Annotated in this window: 14 protein-coding genes and 2 tRNA genes; 4 read left to right on the top strand and 12 right to left on the bottom strand. The window is 74.1% G+C overall.

All coding sequences use genetic code 11. The features are described from left to right. Window positions 1-93: 93 nt before the first annotated feature. Window positions 94-167 (bottom strand) — tRNA-Gln (locus ACIPYS_RS32130). 246 nt (window positions 168-413) lie between these two features. Here ACIPYS_RS32130 and ACIPYS_RS32135 point away from each other — a divergent pair. Further along, window positions 414-1,472 (top strand): acyl-CoA desaturase, encoded by a 1,059-nt coding sequence (locus ACIPYS_RS32135; RefSeq protein ID WP_093860789.1) that lies wholly within the window; start codon window positions 414-416, stop codon window positions 1,470-1,472. 173 nt (window positions 1,473-1,645) lie between these two features. Continuing rightward, window positions 1,646-2,248 (top strand): TetR/AcrR family transcriptional regulator, encoded by a 603-nt coding sequence (locus ACIPYS_RS32140; RefSeq protein WP_030398041.1) that lies wholly within the window; start codon window positions 1,646-1,648, stop codon window positions 2,246-2,248. A 123-nt stretch (window positions 2,249-2,371) separates the two neighbouring features. Here ACIPYS_RS32140 and ACIPYS_RS32145 read toward each other — a convergent pair whose 3' ends face one another. Continuing rightward, on the bottom strand, window positions 2,372-3,166 hold the full coding sequence (locus ACIPYS_RS32145; protein ID WP_400752805.1) for a methyltransferase domain-containing protein: 795 nt from the start codon (window positions 3,164-3,166) through the stop codon (window positions 2,372-2,374). A gap of 109 nt (window positions 3,167-3,275) precedes the next feature. Here ACIPYS_RS32145 and ACIPYS_RS32150 point away from each other — a divergent pair, with 109 nt between their 5' ends. Beyond that, window positions 3,276-3,770, top strand: coding sequence for a MarR family winged helix-turn-helix transcriptional regulator (locus ACIPYS_RS32150; protein ID WP_030398043.1), 495 nt, complete (start codon window positions 3,276-3,278; stop codon window positions 3,768-3,770). Window positions 3,771-3,831: 61 nt separating this feature from the next. On the opposite strand, the gene ACIPYS_RS32155 is transcribed toward ACIPYS_RS32150, so the two are convergent. The 9 genes from ACIPYS_RS32155 to ACIPYS_RS32195 form a co-directional block, all read right to left on the bottom strand. Next, complete coding sequence (locus tag ACIPYS_RS32155; protein WP_400752808.1) at window positions 3,832-5,472, bottom strand: polysaccharide biosynthesis protein; 1,641 nt, start codon at window positions 5,470-5,472, stop codon at window positions 3,832-3,834. A gap of 66 nt (window positions 5,473-5,538) precedes the next feature. Beyond that, on the bottom strand, window positions 5,539-6,576 hold the full coding sequence (locus ACIPYS_RS32160; protein ID WP_400752810.1) for a LuxR C-terminal-related transcriptional regulator: 1,038 nt from the start codon (window positions 6,574-6,576) through the stop codon (window positions 5,539-5,541). Window positions 6,577-6,976: 400 nt separating this feature from the next. Continuing rightward, complete coding sequence (gene galE, locus ACIPYS_RS32165; protein WP_093860792.1) at window positions 6,977-7,939, bottom strand: UDP-glucose 4-epimerase GalE; 963 nt, start codon at window positions 7,937-7,939, stop codon at window positions 6,977-6,979. Between the two features lie 117 nt (window positions 7,940-8,056). Next, a complete protein-coding gene (locus ACIPYS_RS32170; RefSeq protein WP_093860793.1) occupies window positions 8,057-8,725 on the bottom strand; it encodes a response regulator transcription factor in 669 nt (222 codons plus the stop codon). Between the two features lie 170 nt (window positions 8,726-8,895). Beyond that, window positions 8,896-8,968, bottom strand: a tRNA-Thr gene (locus tag ACIPYS_RS32175). Between the two features lie 65 nt (window positions 8,969-9,033). Beyond that, the gene (locus tag ACIPYS_RS32180; RefSeq protein WP_093860794.1) at window positions 9,034-10,368 is read right to left on the bottom strand and encodes an MFS transporter; all 1,335 of its coding nucleotides are present in this window, start codon (window positions 10,366-10,368) and stop codon (window positions 9,034-9,036) included. A gap of 97 nt (window positions 10,369-10,465) precedes the next feature. Continuing rightward, on the bottom strand, window positions 10,466-11,731 hold the full coding sequence (gene mycP / locus ACIPYS_RS32185) for a type VII secretion-associated serine protease mycosin (RefSeq protein ID WP_400752815.1): 1,266 nt from the start codon (window positions 11,729-11,731) through the stop codon (window positions 10,466-10,468). A gap of 98 nt (window positions 11,732-11,829) precedes the next feature. Further along, entirely contained in the window at window positions 11,830-13,482 is a 1,653-nt protein-coding gene (locus tag ACIPYS_RS32190; protein WP_400752818.1) for a WXG100 family type VII secretion target, read from the bottom strand. A 43-nt stretch (window positions 13,483-13,525) separates the two neighbouring features. Then, window positions 13,526-14,041, bottom strand: coding sequence for a hypothetical protein (locus ACIPYS_RS32195; protein ID WP_159424910.1), 516 nt, complete (start codon window positions 14,039-14,041; stop codon window positions 13,526-13,528). Window positions 14,042-14,459: 418 nt separating this feature from the next. Here ACIPYS_RS32195 and ACIPYS_RS32200 point away from each other — a divergent pair, with 418 nt between their 5' ends. Next, window positions 14,460-16,490: an FUSC family protein gene (locus tag ACIPYS_RS32200; protein ID WP_400752821.1), complete on the top strand. Its 2,031-nt coding sequence runs from the start codon at window positions 14,460-14,462 to the stop codon at window positions 16,488-16,490. Between the two features lie 71 nt (window positions 16,491-16,561). Here ACIPYS_RS32200 and ACIPYS_RS32205 read toward each other — a convergent pair whose 3' ends face one another. After that, on the bottom strand, window positions 16,562-18,406 hold the full coding sequence (locus ACIPYS_RS32205; protein WP_400752824.1) for an ABC-F family ATP-binding cassette domain-containing protein: 1,845 nt from the start codon (window positions 18,404-18,406) through the stop codon (window positions 16,562-16,564). Between the last annotated feature and the right edge of the window lie 109 nt (window positions 18,407-18,515).

Raw genomic sequence — 18,515 nt, forward strand, 5'->3', positions numbered from 1 at the left:
TTCGAGGATAGTGCGCGGAGAATGTCCGACCTCCCGGCCCCGGGAGTCGTCACGGAGCCGCCACGAACCGGGCCGGGCCGACCGGCCCGCAGATGGCTCCCGGAGGAGGATTCGAACCCCCATAAGCTGGACCAAAACCAGCTGTCCTGCCCTTAGACGATCCGGGACCGGCGCGTCCGCTCCCGTCACCGGGGGGCGCGCTGCGCCAAGACTACGGGGTATGGGCCGTCACATCTACCTCCTCACGGCTCTCCCCCGGGGGGCCTCCCGCCCGCGGCCGGTCATCCATCCAGTCGGGTGAATTCACTCAAGCGCCGCCCGGCGGCGTATTCCCTCGATGGCGGCGAGCAACCTACGATTCCGTAGGTTACGCATACGTAGCCTCCGTCCTCTCCCCCCTTCAAGGGACGCCCATGACCATCCAGGCCGGCGAGGCGCACGCCGATTCCGCGCGCCCCCTCGACACCTCACCTCCCGGACCCGACACTCCCGACCACTCCGTACCGGCCCCGGCCGCACCCGCCGACGCCGCGAGCGCCCCGGCCGACGGCACCGACCCGCAGCTGCTCTCCGCCACCCGTGGCGGGGAGCGGCAGGGCGCCGCCGAGCGGATCGCGCTGGGGCTGTTCATCGCCGTTCCCTTCGCCGCCCTGGTCGCCGCCGTCCCGGTGGCCTGGGGGTGGGGCCTCGGCTGGACCGATCTCGCGATCGCCACCGTCATGTACTTCCTCACCTGCCACGGCATCACCGTCGGCTACCACCGCTACTTCACCCACGGCGCCTTCAAGGCCAACCGGCCGGTGCGGCTCGCCCTCGCGGTGGCCGGCTCGCTGGCGATCGAGGGCCCGCTGGTGCGCTGGGTGGCGGACCACCGCAAGCACCACCGGTTCAGCGACAAGGACGGCGACCCGCACTCGCCCTGGCGCTACGGCGAGACCGTCCCCGCCCTGCTCAAGGGCCTGTGGTGGGCGCACATGGGCTGGCTCTTCGACGAGGAGCAGACCCCGCAGCTCAAGTACGCGCCCGACCTGATCGCCGACCCGGCCATAAGGCGGATCTCCCGGCTGTTCTGGCTCTGGACCACCGTGTCGATGCTGCTGCCGCCGCTGGTCGGCGGGCTGGTCACGCTCTCCTGGCAGGGGGCGCTGTCCGCCTTCTTCTGGGGTTCGCTGGTCCGGGTGGCGCTGCTGCACCACGTCACCTGGTCGATCAACTCGATCTGCCACGCGCTCGGCAGCCGGCCGTTCCGCTCCCGGGACCGCTCCGGGAACGTCTGGTGGCTGGCCGTGCTCTCCTGCGGCGAGTCCTGGCACAACCTGCACCACGCCGACCCCACCTCGGCCCGGCACGGCGTCCTGCGCGGTCAGATCGACTCCTCGGCCCGGCTGATCCGCTGGTTCGAGCTGGCGGGCTGGGTCCGGGACGTCCGCTGGCCGGACGCGCAGCGGATCGCCGCCCGCCGCGCCGCATGAGGGCGCACCTGCAGCATGATGTAGGGGTGAACGGGAGCAGCGCAGACAGCACAGGCGGCCACCAGAGCACGCGGACGGACGCCGCGCCCGGCCAGGCGCAGAACCGTCCGCGTGCCACCGCCGGGGCGGACGGCGCTGCGTCGGCACCGCGCCGGCGGGGCGGCCGGGTGCGGATGACCGGCAAGCAGCGCCGGGAGCAGCTGCTGGAGATCGGGCGCACGGTGTTCGCCGAGCGAGGCTACGACGGCACCTCGGTGGAGGAGATCGCCGAGCGGGCCGGGGTGTCCAAGCCGGTGGTGTACGAGCACTTCGGCGGCAAGGAGGGGCTGTACGCCGTGGTCGTCGACCGCGAGATGCAGCTGCTGCTGGACATGGTGACGGGGGCGCTGACCGGGGGGCACTCGCGCGAGCTGCTCGAGCAGGCGGCGTTCGCGCTGATGGACTACATCGACACCTCGACGGACGGCTTCCGGATCCTGGTCCGGGACTCCCCGGTCGCCCAGTCGACGGGCACCTTCGCCTCCCTGATCAGCGACATCGCCACCCAGGTCGAGGACATCCTCGGACTGGAGTTCAAGGCCCGGGGCTTCGACGCGCGGCTGGCGCCGATGTACTCGCAGATGCTGGTGGGCATGGTCGCGCTGACCGGCCAGTGGTGGCTGGAGGTGCGCAAGCCGGACAAGGCCGAGGTGGCCGCCCATCTGGTGAACCTGGCCTGGCACGGCCTGGAGGGGATGGAGCGGCACCCCAAGCTGGTCGGCGACCGCAAGGCCTGAGGCCCCGCCCCGGACACCGTCCGGGGTCAGGCCCGCTCCGCCCCGCTCCCCCCGGGGCCGGACCCGCTCCGCCCCGACGGTCGGGCCTCGCCCCCGACAGTCGGCCCCGCTCCGCCGCGACGGTCAGGCCCGCTTCACCCCGACGGCGAAGATCCGCCGGAACGGGAAGACCGTGCCGTGCGGCCCGGCCGGGTAGGCCTCGCGCAGCAGTGCCCCGTACTCGGCGAGGAACGCGGACCGTTCGGCCCCGTCGGTCAGCCGGGTCAGGACCGGGCGCAGGGCGGTGCCCTTGACCCACTCCAGCACCGGGTCCGGCCCGGTGAGCAGGGTGCTGTAGGTGGTCTCCCAGACGTCGGCGGCGCAGCCGGCCCGGGCGAGCGCGTCCAGGTAGACCCCGGGCTCGTGGACGCCGGCCCGGACGGCGTCCGCGCCGAGCAGACCCCGCCAGCGGGGGGACCGGCGCAGCTCGGCGAGGAGCAGATGGCTGGGCGCGTCGAAGTTGCCGGGCACCTGGAAGGCGACCACCCCGCCGGTCCGGAGCGCCCCGGCCCAGCGCGGCAGCAGCCCGAGGTGCCCGGGGATCCACTGGAGCGTCGCGTTGGAGACGATCGCGTCGGGCGCCGCCCCGGCCGGGTCGTAGTCGGCGGCGTCGGCGAGCAGGTAGTCCGCGCCAGGTTCGCCCCCGCCGCGGGCGGCGTCGAGCATCTCGGCGGAGTTGTCGATCCCGGTGATCCGGGCCCCGGGCCAGCGCTCGCGCAGGACGGCGGTGGAGTTGCCGGGCCCGCAGCCGATGTCCAGGACGGTGGCCGCCGGTTCGTGCGGGAGGGCGGGGACGCGGGCGAGCAGATCGCGCAGCGGGCGGGTCCGTTCGTCGGCGAAGCGCAGGTACTGGCGCGGGTCCCAGACGGGGGAGCTCATGATCGGCCTCGCAAGTATCTCGACATCAAGATATATCCCCAGCTTTCAGGCTGGATTTCTCGATGTCAAGAGACTTCACATCGACACAACCCCCGATACACTGATCGCCATGGAGGACGAGGTCGATCGACTGGTCGCGGCATGGCGCAGAGAGCGCCCCGACCTCGACGTGGAACCGCTCGAAGTGCTCAGCCGGGTCAGCCGGCTCGCCCGCCACCTCGACCGCGCCCGCCGCACCGCCTTCGCCGAGCACGGGCTGGAGCCCTGGGAGTTCGACGTCCTGACCGCACTGCGCCGGGCCGGCTCCCCGTACCAGCTCTCCCCCGGCCAGCTGCTCACCCAGACCCTGGTCACCTCCGGCACCATGACCAACCGGATCGACCGGCTCACCGGCAAGGGCCTGGTCAAGCGGCTGCCCGACCCCGACGACCGGCGCGGCGTCCTGGTCCGGCTCACCGACGACGGGCGCGACCGCGCCGACCAGGCCCTCGCCGGGCTGCTCGCCCACGAGCGCGAACTGCTCGCCCAGCTGACCTCCACCCAGCAGGGCGAGCTCGCCGGACTGCTCCGGCAGCTGGTCGCACCCTTCGACAACATCCCCTGAGCCGCCCCGTCCCGGCCGGACGGCGTCGGGTCGGGCCCCGTACGGCCGGACGCCCGGCCGGTCAGAAACCGTCCGGATAGGGCGTGCTGAGCGCCGGCACCGGGGCGGGCGCGGGCTCCGGCGTGCGGTAGCCCGGCAGCAGCTCGGCCAGCCGGCGGCGCACCTCGTCGTCGCTGTTCACCGCCGCCGCCCCGTACAGCCCGGTCAGCCCGCCGGCCAGGTCCTCCGGCCCGCCCGCGGTGTCCGCGACGGTGGCGTAGATCCGGGCGTGCTCGGTCGCCAGCCGCTCCTCGTCCTCCGAGAACAGCGCCTCGTTGAGCTTCTCCCCGGCCCGCAGCCCGGTGTAGCGGATCTCCACCTCGTCCCGGGCCAGCTGCACCTGCTCGGCGAAGTTGTGCACCAGGTCGACGATCCGCACCGGCTCGCCCATGTCCAGCACGAACACCTCGCCGCCGCGCGCCATCCGGCCCGACTCCAGCACCAGGCCGACCGCCTCCTCGATGGTCATGAAGAACCGGGTGACGTCGGGGTGGGTGACGGTCACCGGCCCGCCGCTGCGCAGCTGTTCGGCCAGGACCGAGAGCAGCGAACCGCGCGAACCCAGCACATTGCCGAACCGCACCGCGGAGAACACCCCGGTGCCCAGGTTGCGGGCGTCCCTGGCATTGGCCTGGACGATCAGCTCGGCCAGCCGCTTGCTGGCGCCGAGCACCGAGGTCGGATCGGCCGCCTTGTCGGTGGAGATCAGCACGAACCGCTCGACGCCGGTGGCCAGCGCCGCCTCCACCAGGTGGTCGGTGCCGAGCACATTGGACTTCACCGCCTCGCTGGGGTGGCGCTCCAGCAGCGGCAGGTGCTTGTGGGCCGCGGCGTGGAAGACCACCTCGGGCTCCAGGTCCCGGAAGATCTGCTGGATCCGCGGCCGGTCCCGGATGTCGGCGATCACCAGCGAGTCGTCGGTGAGCAGCGCCTCGCCCCAGATCTCCAGCTGGAGCCGGTGCAGATTGGACTCGTCGTGGTCCAGCATGTAGAGCGCGCTCGGGTTGAACGCGTGCACCTGGCGGCAGAGTTCGCTGCCGATCGAGCCGCCCGCGCCGGTCACCAGCACCCGTCGGCCCTCGATCACGTCCCGGACGTCGGCGGAGACCACATGCACCTCGTGCCGGCCGATCAGCCGGTTGACGTCCAGGCTGCGCATGTCCGAACCGACCACCTCGCGGCGCAGCGCGGCGAGGAAGGAGGGCAGGTAGCGGACGGCCGCCCCGGCCGCCGCGGCCGCGGTGGCCAGCGCCCGGACCCGCTGCGGGGCGAGCCCGGGGATCGCCAGTGCCACGACCTGGGCGCGGTGCTCGACCGCGAGCGCGGTCAGATCGGCGAGCGTGCCGAGGACCGGCACGGTGTCCACCGACTGCCCGGCCTTGGCCGGGTCGTCGTCCAGCAGGCCGATCGGGTCGAGGCCGAACTCCGGGGCGCGGCCGAGGTCGCGCACCAGCGCGGTCCCGGCCGCCCCGGCGCCGACCACCAGGGTGCGCATCCCCTTGGGCGGCGCGGCGCGGCCGACGGCCGACGGCCCCGGCGCGCCCTCCGGCGACTCCGGGCCGCCGCCCGGGACACCCGCGGTTGCGTTCGCGTTCTTGTCCGGGCCCCCGTCGGCGCCCTGCGGCGTCGGGTGCGGGCGTGCGGAAGTACTGTGCGGCGACATCTGTCCTCCGGAATTCCCTGACCTGACGGAGCCGAACCGGTGGTGCTGGGGTGACGGACGGACGGATCAGCCGGGGCCGGGAGAGGTGGTCGTGGCGACGGACGGCGGAACAGCGGGAGCCGCGAGCTCGGACGGGCTGACGCCCGCCCGGCGGGCCACCGCGACGGCGGCCAGGGTGGAGTGCACCCCGAGCTTGCCGAGGACGTTCTGCATGTGCGTACGAACGGTGTGCGGGGAGAGGTAGAGCCGCTCGGCGACGGCCTGACGGCCGAGGCCCGCGACCATGCAGCGCAGGATCTGCTTCTCCCGCGGGGTGAGGGTGTCGACCAGCCGTTCGCTCTCGGTGCGGTCCCGGCGGGCGGTGGTGAGTTCGCGGATCACGCCGGTCAGCAGCGCGGGCGGCAGATGGGTCTCGTCCCGCAGGACCCCCCGGATCACCGCCAGCAGCCGGGCCAGCGAACTCTCCTTGGCCACCCAGCCGGTGGCGCCCGCGTGCAGGGCGCGGGCGGCCCGGTGCGGGTCGTCGGCGGTGGCCAGGACGATCGCCCGCAGGCCGGGATGGTGGCGGCGGATCCGGGCCAGCAGGGTGATGCCGTCGGGAATCTGGCCGGCGGCCGGGACGGCCGCCGGGACCGCCGGGGCGGCCACCGGGATCACCGGCGCCGTCGGATGCGGTTCCGCCGTGAGCGGCCCGGCCGGGTGAGCGGCCGGGCGACGGTCGGCCGGATGGCGGACGACGGCCCCGGGCGGACCCGCGGCCCCGGGCAGGACGGCCGTCGCGGGCGGTCCGACGGCCTGGGCCACCGCCGGCCGACGGGGCGGGGGCACCGCCGCCGGCGGTCGGCGGCGGACGGCGTCGGGCGGTTCGGCGCCCGCCTGGCGGGGCTTGCGGGCGGCCGCGGCCTCCGCCACCCCGAGGTCGGCGTCGACCAGGACCACGTCGAACACCCGGCCCTCGGCGGCGGCACGCTCCAGCGCCCGCTCCGCGGCGGCCGCGCTGCCCGCCGCACCGACCTCGACATCGGGCTCGGCGGCGAGTGCCGCGGCCAGCGCCTCGGCGAAGATCCGGTGGTCGTCGACCACCAGGACGCGGATCCGCCCCATCGTCACTTCCCCCCTGCTCAGCTCCGGCCCGCGTCCGGGACGGCGCGCCGGTCCCGCCGCCGCCGTCCGGGCGCTCCTGCGCCGCTCACCTCCCGGGTGCCCGGAAGGGCCGAGGTGCCGACCCCCACCGGTACCGGAATCAGCGTACGGGGTGGGCGCGGGCTCGGTGGGGATTTGGTGAAGTTTCGTCAGGAGGTGCGAAATTGGCGTGACTTGGTGCCCAGATGCGGCCTCCCGGCGCGATGTCCCGCCCGCTCCGCCGGCTCCGGGAACCCCGGTGGGAGCCGCGCCCGGAACGCGCCAGGAGCCGCGCCGGGAACGCCGGAGCGCCGCCCCTCGCCGTACGCGAGGGAGCGGCGCCCGGTCGTCCGCCGGGCCGGGGCAGGCCCCGGCCCGTGCCTCAGCCGGCGTTCTTCTCCAGGGTGAACTTCCAGGCGTCGGCGACGATGTCGTCCAGGTTCGGGCGGCGCGGGGTCCAGCCGAGGGCCTGGTGGGCACGCTCGGCGGAGGCCACCAGGACCGCCGGGTCGCCGGCGCGACGGCCGGAGACCACCACCGGGATCTCCCGGCCGGTGACCCGCTTGACCGACTCGATCACCTCGTGGACCGAGAAGCCGCTGCCGTTGCCCAGGTTGCAGATCAGGTGCTCGCCCGGCTTCGCGGCGTCGAGCGCCAGCAGGTGCGCGTCGGCGAGGTCCGCGACGTGGATGTAGTCGCGGATGCAGGTGCCGTCCGGGGTCGGGTAGTCGTCGCCGTACACCGCGATGTGCTCGCGCTGCCCGAGCGCGGCCTGGAAGACCAGCGGGATCAGGTGCGACTCCGGGTCGTGCCGCTCGCCGTACGCACCGTACGCGCCCGCCACGTTGAAGTAGCGCAGCGAGACGGCGGCCAGGCCGTGGGCGACGGCCTCGCTGGTGATCAGGTGGTCCACGGCCAGCTTGGTGGCGCCGTAGGTGTTGGTGGGCGCGGTGCGGGCGGTCTCGGCGATCGGGACCGACTCCGGCTCGCCGTAGGTGGCGGCGGTGGAGGAAAACACCAGCTTGCGCACGCCCGCGGCGCGCATCGCGGAGATCAGCTCCAGCGAGCCCGCCACGTTGTTGCGCCAGTACTTCTCCGGGTCCACGACCGACTCGCCGACCTGGGAGGAGGCCGCGAAGTGCAGCACGCCGTCGAAGGAGCCGTCGAGGACCTTGCCGGCCTCCTGGATCCGCCCCTCGACGAACTCGGCCCCGGCCGGCACGCCCTCCCGGAAGCCGGTCGAGAGGTCGTCCAGGACGGTCACCCGGTGCCCCGCCTCCAGCAGGTGGGCGGCGACCACGCTGCCGACATAGCCGGCGCCACCCGTGACCAGGTACTTACTCATGATGCGACCTCCAGCGGGCGATGGTCCGCGGTCGGCGGACCATCGGGGACGTTCGTACGACTGTGGCCCATTCTCCCTGCCCACCGGGGGTGCTCGGACCACTCGGACGGCCGTCCGTCAACCGCGCGCCATCCGGTCCAGCAGACCGGTCCGCGCCGCCACCGCCGCCGCCTCCAACCGGGTCCGGGCACCGAGCTTCATCAGCACCCGCTGGACGTGCGTGCGGGCCGTGCTGGCGGCGATCCGCATCCCCGCCGCGATCGCCGCGGTGTCCTCGCCGTCCGCGATCCGCGCCAGCACCTGCACCTCGCGCCGGGTGAGCAGCCGCAGCAGCCGGACCGCCTCGTCGTCCGGCTCCGCCGCCGGTCTCAGCAACTGGTCGAACGCGCCCCGCAGCACCTCCACCGTGACCGCCGCCTCACCGGCCCGGGCCCGCGCGATCGCCCGCTCGACCACCTCGATCCGCTCGTCGCTCGGCACGTACCCGGCCGCACCGGACGCGAACGCGCCCGCCACGCCCCGGAGTTCACCGACCGGACCGAGCACGATGACAGCCACCTCGGGCCGCTCCCGGCGGATCCTGCGCAAGCCGTCGAACGCCCCCGGGTCGGCCGGCGCGGCCACCCCCAGCAGGCACACCTCCGGACGCCGACCCGCCACCAGATCGGCCGCCGACGCGGCCGGCGACCCCACCGCGAGCACCCGGTGGCCCCGCAGCTGGAGCGCGGTGGCCAGCGCCTCGGCCAACAACCGGTGGTCGTCGACCACCACGAGGCGAACACCCATGAGACCCCTCCAGGTCGGCGTCCCGCCCGCGGCCCCGCCCGGCGGGAGCGGGCGGCCGGTGACGCACCATCACAGCGCATTCCGTACCCGACGTGCCAGACCGTCTCACCGCCACCGGCGGACGAGCACAACGAAAAGGACCCCCGCCTCGATGGCGGGGGTCCTGACCGAGCCCCCATGCGGAATCGAACCGCAGACCTTCTCCTTACCATGGAGACGCTCTACCGACTGAGCTATAGGGGCCTGTTGCCTGTCCGAACTCCCCGACTTCGCTTCCGCTCCGCCCGTTCGCTCGAACAAGGAAGACATTACACGGCAGGGGGGCGGAATGGGAAATCGGTCCCGGCAGCCCGGACGGCCGGCCCGGACACCGCCGAGAGGTCCCTTCCGCCGGTCTCCGGCAGCAGCCGCAGGCACAGCAGCGCCACCACCCCGCACCCCGCCAGGTACCAGCCCACCGGCTCCGCCGTCCCGTACGTCCCGGTCAGCCTGGTCGCGATCAGCGGGGTGGTCGCCCCGCCCACCACCCCGCCCAGGTTGTAGGTCAGCGCCGCCCCCGTGTACCGCACCCGGGTCGGGAACAGCTCCGGCAGGAACGCCGCCAACGGTCCCAGCAGACAGCCCAGTACCACCATCGCCCCCGCCAGCGAGAGGAACATCAGCCCGCGCCGCTCCGTCTCCAGCAGCGGGAACAGCACCAGCGACCACACCACCGCCAGCCCCGTCGCCCCCTGCAGCGTCCGCCGGCGCCCCCAGGCGTCACTGCGCCTCGCGCTCAGCCACACCGTCACGCCCTTCCCCACCGCGCCGGCCAGCAGCATCGACAGCACCACCGTGCTCGGCACCCCCAGCCCCGTCGTCGCGTAGGCCAGCGAGTACGTCGTGGTCAGGTAGAACAGCGCGTACCCCACGGTGATCGCGCCGCAGCCCGCCAGCACCGTCCGCCAGTGCCCCCGCAGCACCTCCACCACCGGCGCCCGCTCGGCCCCCGTCCGCGGCTCGCCCCGGAACAGCGGCGTCTCCTCCAGCCGCAGCCGCACGAACAGCCCCACCGCCACCAGGCCCAGCGAGGCCAGGAACGGCACCCGCCAGCCCCAGGACCTGAACGCCGCCTCGTCCAGCCACAGTTGGAGCACCAGGAAGATCCCGTTCGCCAGCACGAACCCGGTCGTCGGCCCCAACTGCAGATACGCCCCGTACCGCCCCCGCCGCCCGGCCGGCGCGTTCTCCGCCACCAGCAGTGCCGCTCCGCCCCACTCCCCGCCCAGCCCCACCCCCTGACACACCCGCAGCACCACCAGCACCACCGGCGCCCACCACCCCCACGCCGCGTACCCCGGCAACACCCCCACCACCGCCGTGGACAGCCCCATCAGGAGCAGCGACACCACCAGCGTGGTCTTCCGCCCCAGCCGGTCCCCGAAGTGCCCGAACACCACCGCCCCCAGCGGCCGCGCCAGGAACGCCACCGCGTACACCGAGAACGCCGCCAGCAACGCGCCGACCGTGCCCAGTTCGGGGAAGAACACCTCCCCGAAGACGAGCGCCGCCGCCGTGCCGTAGATGAAGAAGTCGTAGAACTCGATCGCCGTACCGATCAGCGCCGCCGCAGCGGCCCGCCGCATCTGCCCCGTCGCACCCATACCCCCAACCCTGACGAGGACGCCCCACCCCCGACAGCGCCCACCCGGGTGACACCCGCGCCCCGCCCCGCACCCCACGCCCCCCGGCGCCGCCCGCTCAACGGGCGGACCGGCCGCCCCTCCGCCGCACGACCACCACGGCCGCTCCGGCCACCAGCAGCAACCCGCCGACCACCGCGGCCACCAGGGCCGGGGACGAGCCGTCGTCCTTCGGCTCGGCCACGGGGGCGGCGGACGCCGAGGGCGGCGGGGTGGGGGCGGGCTGCGCCGCCGGGCTCTGGGAGGCGGCGGTGGGTGTGGACGGCTCCACGGATGTCGCGCTGGCCGAGGGCTCGACCAGCGGACTCACATCGGCGGAGCCCGGGTCCCCCGGCGTCTGCAGCGCGACCCGAGGACGGACGATTCCGTAGCCGATGAAATCCGTTCGGCTCGACCCGTCCTTGGGCTTCCCGGCAGTTCCGATCAGCACCCGGATGATCTGATTCGGAGCCCAATCGGGGTGAACCGCCCAGAGCAGCGCCGCCGATGCCGAGACGAGCGCGGTCGCATCGGAGGTCCCGTGCTTCTTGCAGTAGCCGGACTCGGCGACACACGACGTGTAGATGTCCACTCCGGGAGCCGCGATGTCGATCTGCGGGCCGTGCTCGGACTCGTCGGTGGCCGTTCCCGCCCGGTCGGCCGCAGCTACCGCGACAATGCTCGGCAACGCGGCGGGATAGAGGGCGGGATTTCCCTCTTGTCCACTGTTTCCGGCACCCGCGACAACCAGCGCCCCCTTCCCGTTGGCATACTTCACGGATTTCTCGAGCTCTGCGACGTCCCCCGCGGAAACCCCGGAGGCACCGGCGACCGAGGAGACATTGATGACCTTCGCCCCCTGGTCCGCCGCATACGTGATTCCCTGGCTCACCTGCTTGAGGTAGCCGGATGCGTCGATCGGCTGTGCCGGGTCGTCGTTGATGTTGATCTTGATCGGGAGCACCTTGGCGTCCGGTGCCAGGCCGTACGCGCCCTTCCCCCCGAGGCCCTTGCCGGATCCCGCGATCAGACCGGCGATGCCTGTGCCGTGACCGCTCTTGTCCACACCGATCCCACCGGGCAGTCCGCTCAGGTCCTTGCCCGGCAGCAGCTGACCGACGAGATCCGGATGATCGAGCCGGAAGCCTCCGTCGACCACCGCCACCGTGACCCCCTGCCCCTTGCTCGCCTGCCAGATCTCGGGCGCCTTCATGGTGTCCAGGTGCCACTGCTGATCGCGGATCGAGTCCACGGCGGCCGCCGGGCCCACAGTCGGCCCGGCCACGATCCCGGCCGCCGCCATCACTGCGGCGAATCCCCGCACCCCTACGTTCATCCGCCGCATCGCTGCTCCCTCGTCACTTTCCCCATCGAGCCAGGACCGCGCCCCGCGCAGGACTGCCCGGCCACCGGGAGTCCCAGTGGCCGGGCAGTCGTTCCGGACTACTCAATCACGCCCGGGTTGCTCTTCGGAGTACCGCTGGTCCAGGTCTCCTCGTCCTCGTGCAGGTAGTCGGCCCGGTTCCGGCGGTCGCGCTCGCGCCGCTCACCCGCCCCGCCCGCCATGCCCGGGGCCATCATCCCGTTCTGGCCCGGCCGCGCCGCGCCCTCGGCAGCCGCCGCACCTGCTGCTGCCGCCCGGTTGCGCAGGCCGCTGCCGCCCGGGGTGAACTCCCCGGCGGCCACCGGCCCCTTCGCCCCACCGACCACGCCACCGCCGGTCGAGCTGTAGCCCCGGCCGCGCGCACCGCCGACAGCGCCACCACCGTGCCCGCCGCCCTGGTGCATGCCGCCACCCGGACCGCCGAAACCGCCGGCACCGGACCCGCCGGACCGGCCCTGGGCCTCGCGCGCGCCGAAGACCGTGCCGCCGTTGCTCGCGCCCGGACCGCCGTTCTTCGTCGGCAGGCCGCCCCCGACGGTGCCGGTCCGGCCCAGCGGCACAGGGCCTCCGCCGCTCTTCAGCGGACCGGACCCCCCAGTGAACGGACCGGTTCCGCCGAACGGGACCGGCCCTCCGCCCGGGAACCCACCGGGGCCGCCGCCGGGCGTGCCCGGGTGCACGGGACCGCCGCCCTGCGGGTACCCGGGCACGGGACCGCCCCCGGGACCCGCCGGTCCGGTCGGGCCGGGCAGCGTCGGTACTGTCGGCAGGCTGTCGAGCCCGGTGCCGGGACGGTCCCCGGGGTGCGTCGGTCCCGTCGGCACCGGGCCCGGCGTGGTCGGGTCGCTCGGCAGCGGCACCGGAGTGCGCCGCGGCGGCGTCGGCGTGACGTTCCCCGGCGGAGTCGGCCCGGGCGTCACCAGCACCGGCGGACGCGGCGTCACGGAACCGCCACCGCTCCGGTCGCCGCCGGAGTGCGGGCTGTAGCCGTTGCCGCCGGTGTTCCCGCTGCGAGTGCCTCGGCTGCTCCCGCCGGAGCCGTAGCGTCCGCCACCGGACCCCACCGGCACCTCGGTTCCTCCGTCGACCGCCTTCGGCCCGTCACCGGGAGTACCTGGCAGATCGGGCATCTTGAGCGAGTTGAGCTGGGTCGTCGCCGCCTCGTACGCCTGTCCCAGCTTCTCCATCTGGTGGATGGCTTCCTGGTGCGCCGTGTCCACCCGCTTCTGCGCCGCCGCCGCCTCCGTGTAGGAGACCCAGGTCGGGTCTTCCTTCTTCATGATCGCGTCGGTGGAAACGGACGGGTTGCCGAAGCCGGCGATGCTCAGCGGCGAAGGCTTGAGGCACGGCTGCGTGGAGTGCCGCTTGACCGTGTCGATGTCCTTGGTCGGGACCTCCGGCACGCCGGTCTTCGCGCTGCTCAGGGCCTCCCCGGCCTGAACCATGGCGTCGCCCGCGCCCTTCGAGTACTCACTGATCATGGACGCCGACTTGTGCAGGTCACTGGCCCACGACTTGAAGTTCTCGGCGGCCGGGCCCTCCCACTGGATCTGGGTCACATGGGCGGCCAGAGCCTTGCTGAGCTCGTCCAGGACGCGCCCGGCAGCCTTGAGCTGGTTGCCACGACCGGTCACCTTGGACGGATCGCTGCCGGCCACCATGGACTTGAGCTGCGGATGATTGATGCCTTCGAAATTCGTTCCGCCCGCCATCAGTTGTCCCCCGTCCCGGCCGCGCCCACAGACATGCGCACCATCAGTAGTCACCGCTCTTCGACCCCGGCCCGCCGGCCGCGTCCGTCGCAACCGCCTTGACCGCCGCCGTCTGGTGCTCCTCGTTGTTGCCGTAGCTCCCCGCCGTCTGCGCGACCGCCTTGCTCATCCTGTCGATCTGCTCCGCGAACGACTTCGAGAGCTGCGCGATCGCCGCGTGCGTCTTCTCGTACGCGGCGATCAGGTCGGCGGACTCGTGGAAGCCGCTGCCGAGGTTCCCGGCGTGCAGCTTCTGCTCCTTGATCTTGTGCTGCGCCGCCTCCGAACCCTCCAGCGAGGCCAGCAGCGCGTCGACCTTCTTCTTGAAGTTGGTGAGCGTGTCGAGCTCGATCTTGACGTCCTTGGAGCCGAACGCCGCCACCAGCGCGTTGGCGCTGACGTCGACCTGGACCTGGCCGACCACGCGACCGATCCAACTGTTGCTCAGCGTCCACGGCGTCACTTCACCGTCGGGGCCGTCGGCCCAGCCCGCGCCTCCCGGTCCAGCCTCGCCTGGCACAGCAATCCACCTCTCCCCCGTGCACGGCGCGGCCCCCGCAGGTCGCCGCACCGCGACACACACCGTCAACTGCTCGGTCCTACCGGCCGCACAGATCGATCCGGCCCATCGGCTCCGTCGGGTCGATCCGGCAGAACCGTCCTCCCTTCGGGACGGACGGCGCCTCAATCATCGTAGCCACCACCTCCGTCGGACCGGCAGGGCCCGTGCCCCGCTTGAACGCGATCGGTACGAACTTGACACGTCCACCCCGTGCCGGGGCGGGGCCGCCCGGGCGGCGGGCGCCGTTAGACTGGCCGGGTCCGGTCGCACCGGACGAGACCTCCACTGCCGCGCAGCGTCGCACAGCAGCGCCCCGGGCCGCCGCCCAGCCCCGCACCCACCGGGCCCCGGCCCCGCCGCGGATCGGACGCCCCGCATGCCCACCAACACCCCGGTCGACCCCACCGCCCCCACCACCCCCAGCACCCCCGCCACCCCCTGGTGGGCCCGGGCCGCCCGCCCGGCCCGGCCGCCGCTGCCGTGGGCGCCGATGGCCCGGGCCGCGCTCGCCATGGCGCTGGCGCTGACCGCCGGGCTGCTGGCACACCGGGTGGACCTCGGGGTGTTCGCCGGGCTGGGCGCGATGCACGCGACCATGAACGACCGCGTCGAGCCGGTCCGGCTGCGGGCCCGCCGGATCGCCACCGCCGTACCGGCCTCGGCGCTCGGCATGCTGGTCGGCAGCGCGCTCCAGCACGCCCAGGCCGGCCCGCTCGCCCTGGGCGCCGGTCTGACCGTGACGGCCTTCGTCTCCGGTGCGCTGAGTGCGACGGGCCCGCGCGGTTCGGCCGCGGGGCTGCTGCTGCTCGTCTCCGCCACGCTGGGGAGCGGCATGCCGCTGCCGCACCCGTGGTGGGCCGCCGCGGCGGTGCTGCCGGCGGGTGCGGTGCTGGTGCTGCTGCTCGGGGTGCCGCTGCGCGGCCGCCGGGCGCCCGGCGCCGACCCGGGTGTGCGCGCGCTCGCCGCCGTGTACGACGCGCTCGGCCGGATGCTCGCCGATCTCGGGACTCCCCAGGGGTCGGCCTCCCGCCAGGTGCTGACCGCCCGGCTGAACCAGCTGCAGGACGTGCTCCCGCCCCTCCCCCGGCACCCCGGGAACCCGCCCGGCCCCGCCGCCCACCGCGTCCACACCATGTACCGGGCCGCGCTCGCCGCCACCGAGGCGGCCACCGGGCTGCTGTGGGCCCGCCGACCGGTGCCGCCCGAGGTGGCCGCCGTGCCGGTCCTGCTGGCCCGCGCGGTGGAACGCGGCGTCCCGGCGGAACGCGGCACCGGGCCCGAACGCGCTGACGGGCCCGAACGCGGCACCGGCCCGGGACCCGACGGCGAGGTGCCCGTGCCGGACTGGGCGCCCAACACTCCGTCCCGGCAGGCCCTGGACGCGGCGCTGCGCGCGGCCGCGGCGACGGTCGCGGGCCGGGAGGCCGCACTGGGCACCGCTCCCGCACCCCCGCCGGACCCGTGGCGGCTGCGGGTGCGGCTGGTCTCGCCCGGGGCGGCCCGGTACGGGGCGCGGCTGGCGCTGTGCATCGCGGTGGGCGCGGCGCTGATGGCCACGGTGCCGCTGAGCCGGAGCTACTGGGTGCCGATGACGATCGCCTTCGTCCTGAAGCCGGACCTCGGCTCGGTGTTCCTGCGGTCGGTGAGCCGTGCGGTGGGGACGGTGCTGGGGGTGGCGGTGACGGCGGCGGTGCTGTCGCTGGCTCCCGGTCCGTGGGCACTGGTCGCGATCGCCGCGCTCTGTGTGGCCCTGCTGCCGTACGCGACGGCGGCGCACTACGGGCTGAACACCGTGGTGATGACGCCGATGGCGCTGGTCCTGCTCCAGCTGGGCGGGCAGGACGGCGCCGCCGAGTTCTGGCCCCGGGTGCTGGACACGGTGCTGGCCAGTGCGATCGTGCTGCTGTTCGGCCATCTGCTCTGGCCGGAGCGGCCGCGGCACCGGATCGAACCGCGGCTGGTGTCCGCGGCTGCCGCGCTGAAGGCCTATCTGGCCTCGGTGGTGCGGCAGGACGGGCCGGAGCCCCGGTCCGAGGTGTGGCTGCGGCGGACGGCCTACCGGGCGCTCGCGGACGCCCGCGCGGAGGTGGAGCGGGGCCTGGCCGAGCCGCCGCCGACGGGCCGGCTGGCGGCCGAGTGGCTGCCGGCGACGGCCGCGCTGGAGCGGCTGAGCGGTGCGGTGGCGGCGTTCGCGGCGCAGCGCCGGTACGGCGGGCGGGTGCCGGAGCGGGCGGAGGTGGAGCGGGTCGGCCGGGCGCTGGACGAGCTGACGGCCGCGGCGCGCGCGCACCGTCCGCCGACCGGGGCGGCGGCGCGGCCGACCCGGCCGCACGACCCTTCGCGCAGTGCGCTGGGCCGTGCGGCGGACGAACTGGACACCCTGCTCGCCGACCGCCCGAGCCGCTAGCCGCCCGCCTTACCCGCTGAGTCGCCCGCCCTACCCGCCGAGCCGCCGGCCCCGGCCGGACCCGGCCCCGGTCAGACCTGCTCGGCCAGCTCCAGCCAGGTCATCTCCAGCTCCTCCTTCTCGTCCCGGACCGCCCGCAGCTCGCTGTCCAGCTCGGCGACCTTGGAGAAGTCGGCGGCGTGCTCGGCGAGCTGGGCGTGCAGCTTGGACTCCTTCTGGTCCAGCTTGGCGATCTGGCGCTCCAGCTTCTGCAGCTCCTTCTTCGCCGCCCGCAGGTCGCCGCCCGACAGCGCGGGCGCCGAGTCCTCCGCGCCGCCCGCTGCGGCGGCACCGCTCGCGCCGGACGCCACCGAGGCCGCGGCCGCGATGGCGGCGGCCGCCGCCATCGCGGCCCGCCGCTGCAGGTACTCGTCGACGCCGTTCGGCAGCATCCGCATCCGCCGGTCACCGAGCAGCGCGTAGGTGACGTCGGTGGTCCGCTCGATGAAGAAGCGGTCGTGGCTGATGACGATCATCGAACCGGGCCAGCCGTCGAGGAGGTCCTCCAGCTGGTTCAGCGTCTCGATGTCGAGGTCGTTGGTGGGCTCGTCGAGGAAGAGCACGTTGGGCTCGTCCATCAGCAGCCGGAGCAACTGGAGCCGCCGCCGCTCGCCGCCGGACAGGTCGCCGACCGGCGTCCACTGCTTGTCCTTGCCGAAGCCGAACTGCTCGCACAGCTGGCCGGCGCTCATCTCCCGGCCCTTGCCGAGGTCGACCCGGGAGCGGACCTGCTCGACGGCCTGCAGCACCCGGGTGGCCGGGTCGAGCTCGGCGACCTCCTGGGAGAGGTACGCCAGCCGCACCGTCTTGCCGACCTTGACCACACCGGACGCGGGCTGGATGTCGCCCTCCGAGGTGTAGGCGTCGCGCAGCGCCCGCAGCAGCGAGGTCTTGCCGGCGCCGTTGACGCCGAGCAGGCCGATCCGGTCGCCGGGGCCGAGCTGCCAGGTGACGTTCTCCAGCAGCAGCTTCGGGCCGGCCTTGACCGTGATGTCCTCGACCTCGAAGACGGTCCGCCCCAGGCGCGCGTTGGCGAACTTCATCAGCTCGCTCTTGTCGCGCGGCTCGGGCACGTCGGCGATGAGCGCGTTGGCGGCCTCGATCCGGTAGCGCGGCTTGGAGGTCCGGGCCGGGGCGCCGCGGCGCAGCCAGGCGAGCTCCTTGCGGGCCAGGTTCTGGCGCTTCTGCTCCTCGGTGGCCTCGATCCGGGAGCGTTCGGCGCGCGCGAAGACGTAGTCGGAGTAGCCGCCCTCGTACTCGTGCACCGAGCCGTGCTGGACGTCCCACATCCGGGTGCATACCTGGTCGAGGAACCAGCGGTCGTGGGTGACGCAGACGAGCGCGGAGCGGCGGTTCTGGAGGTGCTGGGCGAGCCAGGCGATGCCCTCGACGTCGAGGTGGTTGGTGGGCTCGTCGAGCACGATCAGGTCGGGCGAGCCGAGCAGCAGCTTGGCGAGGGCGATCCGGCGGCGCTCGCCGCCGGAGAGCGGGCCGATGACGGTGTCCAGGCCGTCGGGGAAGCCGGGCAGGTCGAGGCCGCCGAAGAGGCCCTCGACGATGTCGCGGATGCGGGCGTCGCCGAGCCACTCGTGGTCGGCGCGACCGGCGATGACCTCGTGCCGGATGGTGGCCTCGGGGTCCAGCGAGTCGTGCTGGGTGAGGACGGCCATCTCCACGCCGCCGACGTGGGTGATCCGCCCGCCGTCCGGCTCCTCCAGCTTGGCGAGCATCCGGATCAGGGTGGTCTTGCCGTCACCGTTGCGTCCGACGACGCCGATCCGGTCCCCCTCGCTGACGCCGAGGCTGACCCCGTCCAGAAGGGCCCGGGTGCCGTACACCTTCGTGACGGACTCGATGGTGGCGAGGTTGACGGCCACGTGTGCTGCGCTCCTGGGTTCGACGGTCCGGGCTCGGGCGGAGGTCCGGATCCTCCCCAGCCTAGTGGGCCCGCTCCGACTGCCCTCCCGCTGCGGCTCCCCACCCGGC

The sequence above is a fragment of the Kitasatospora sp. NPDC089913 genome, from assembly GCF_044748625.1.
Classification (GTDB): domain Bacteria; phylum Actinomycetota; class Actinomycetes; order Streptomycetales; family Streptomycetaceae; genus Kitasatospora.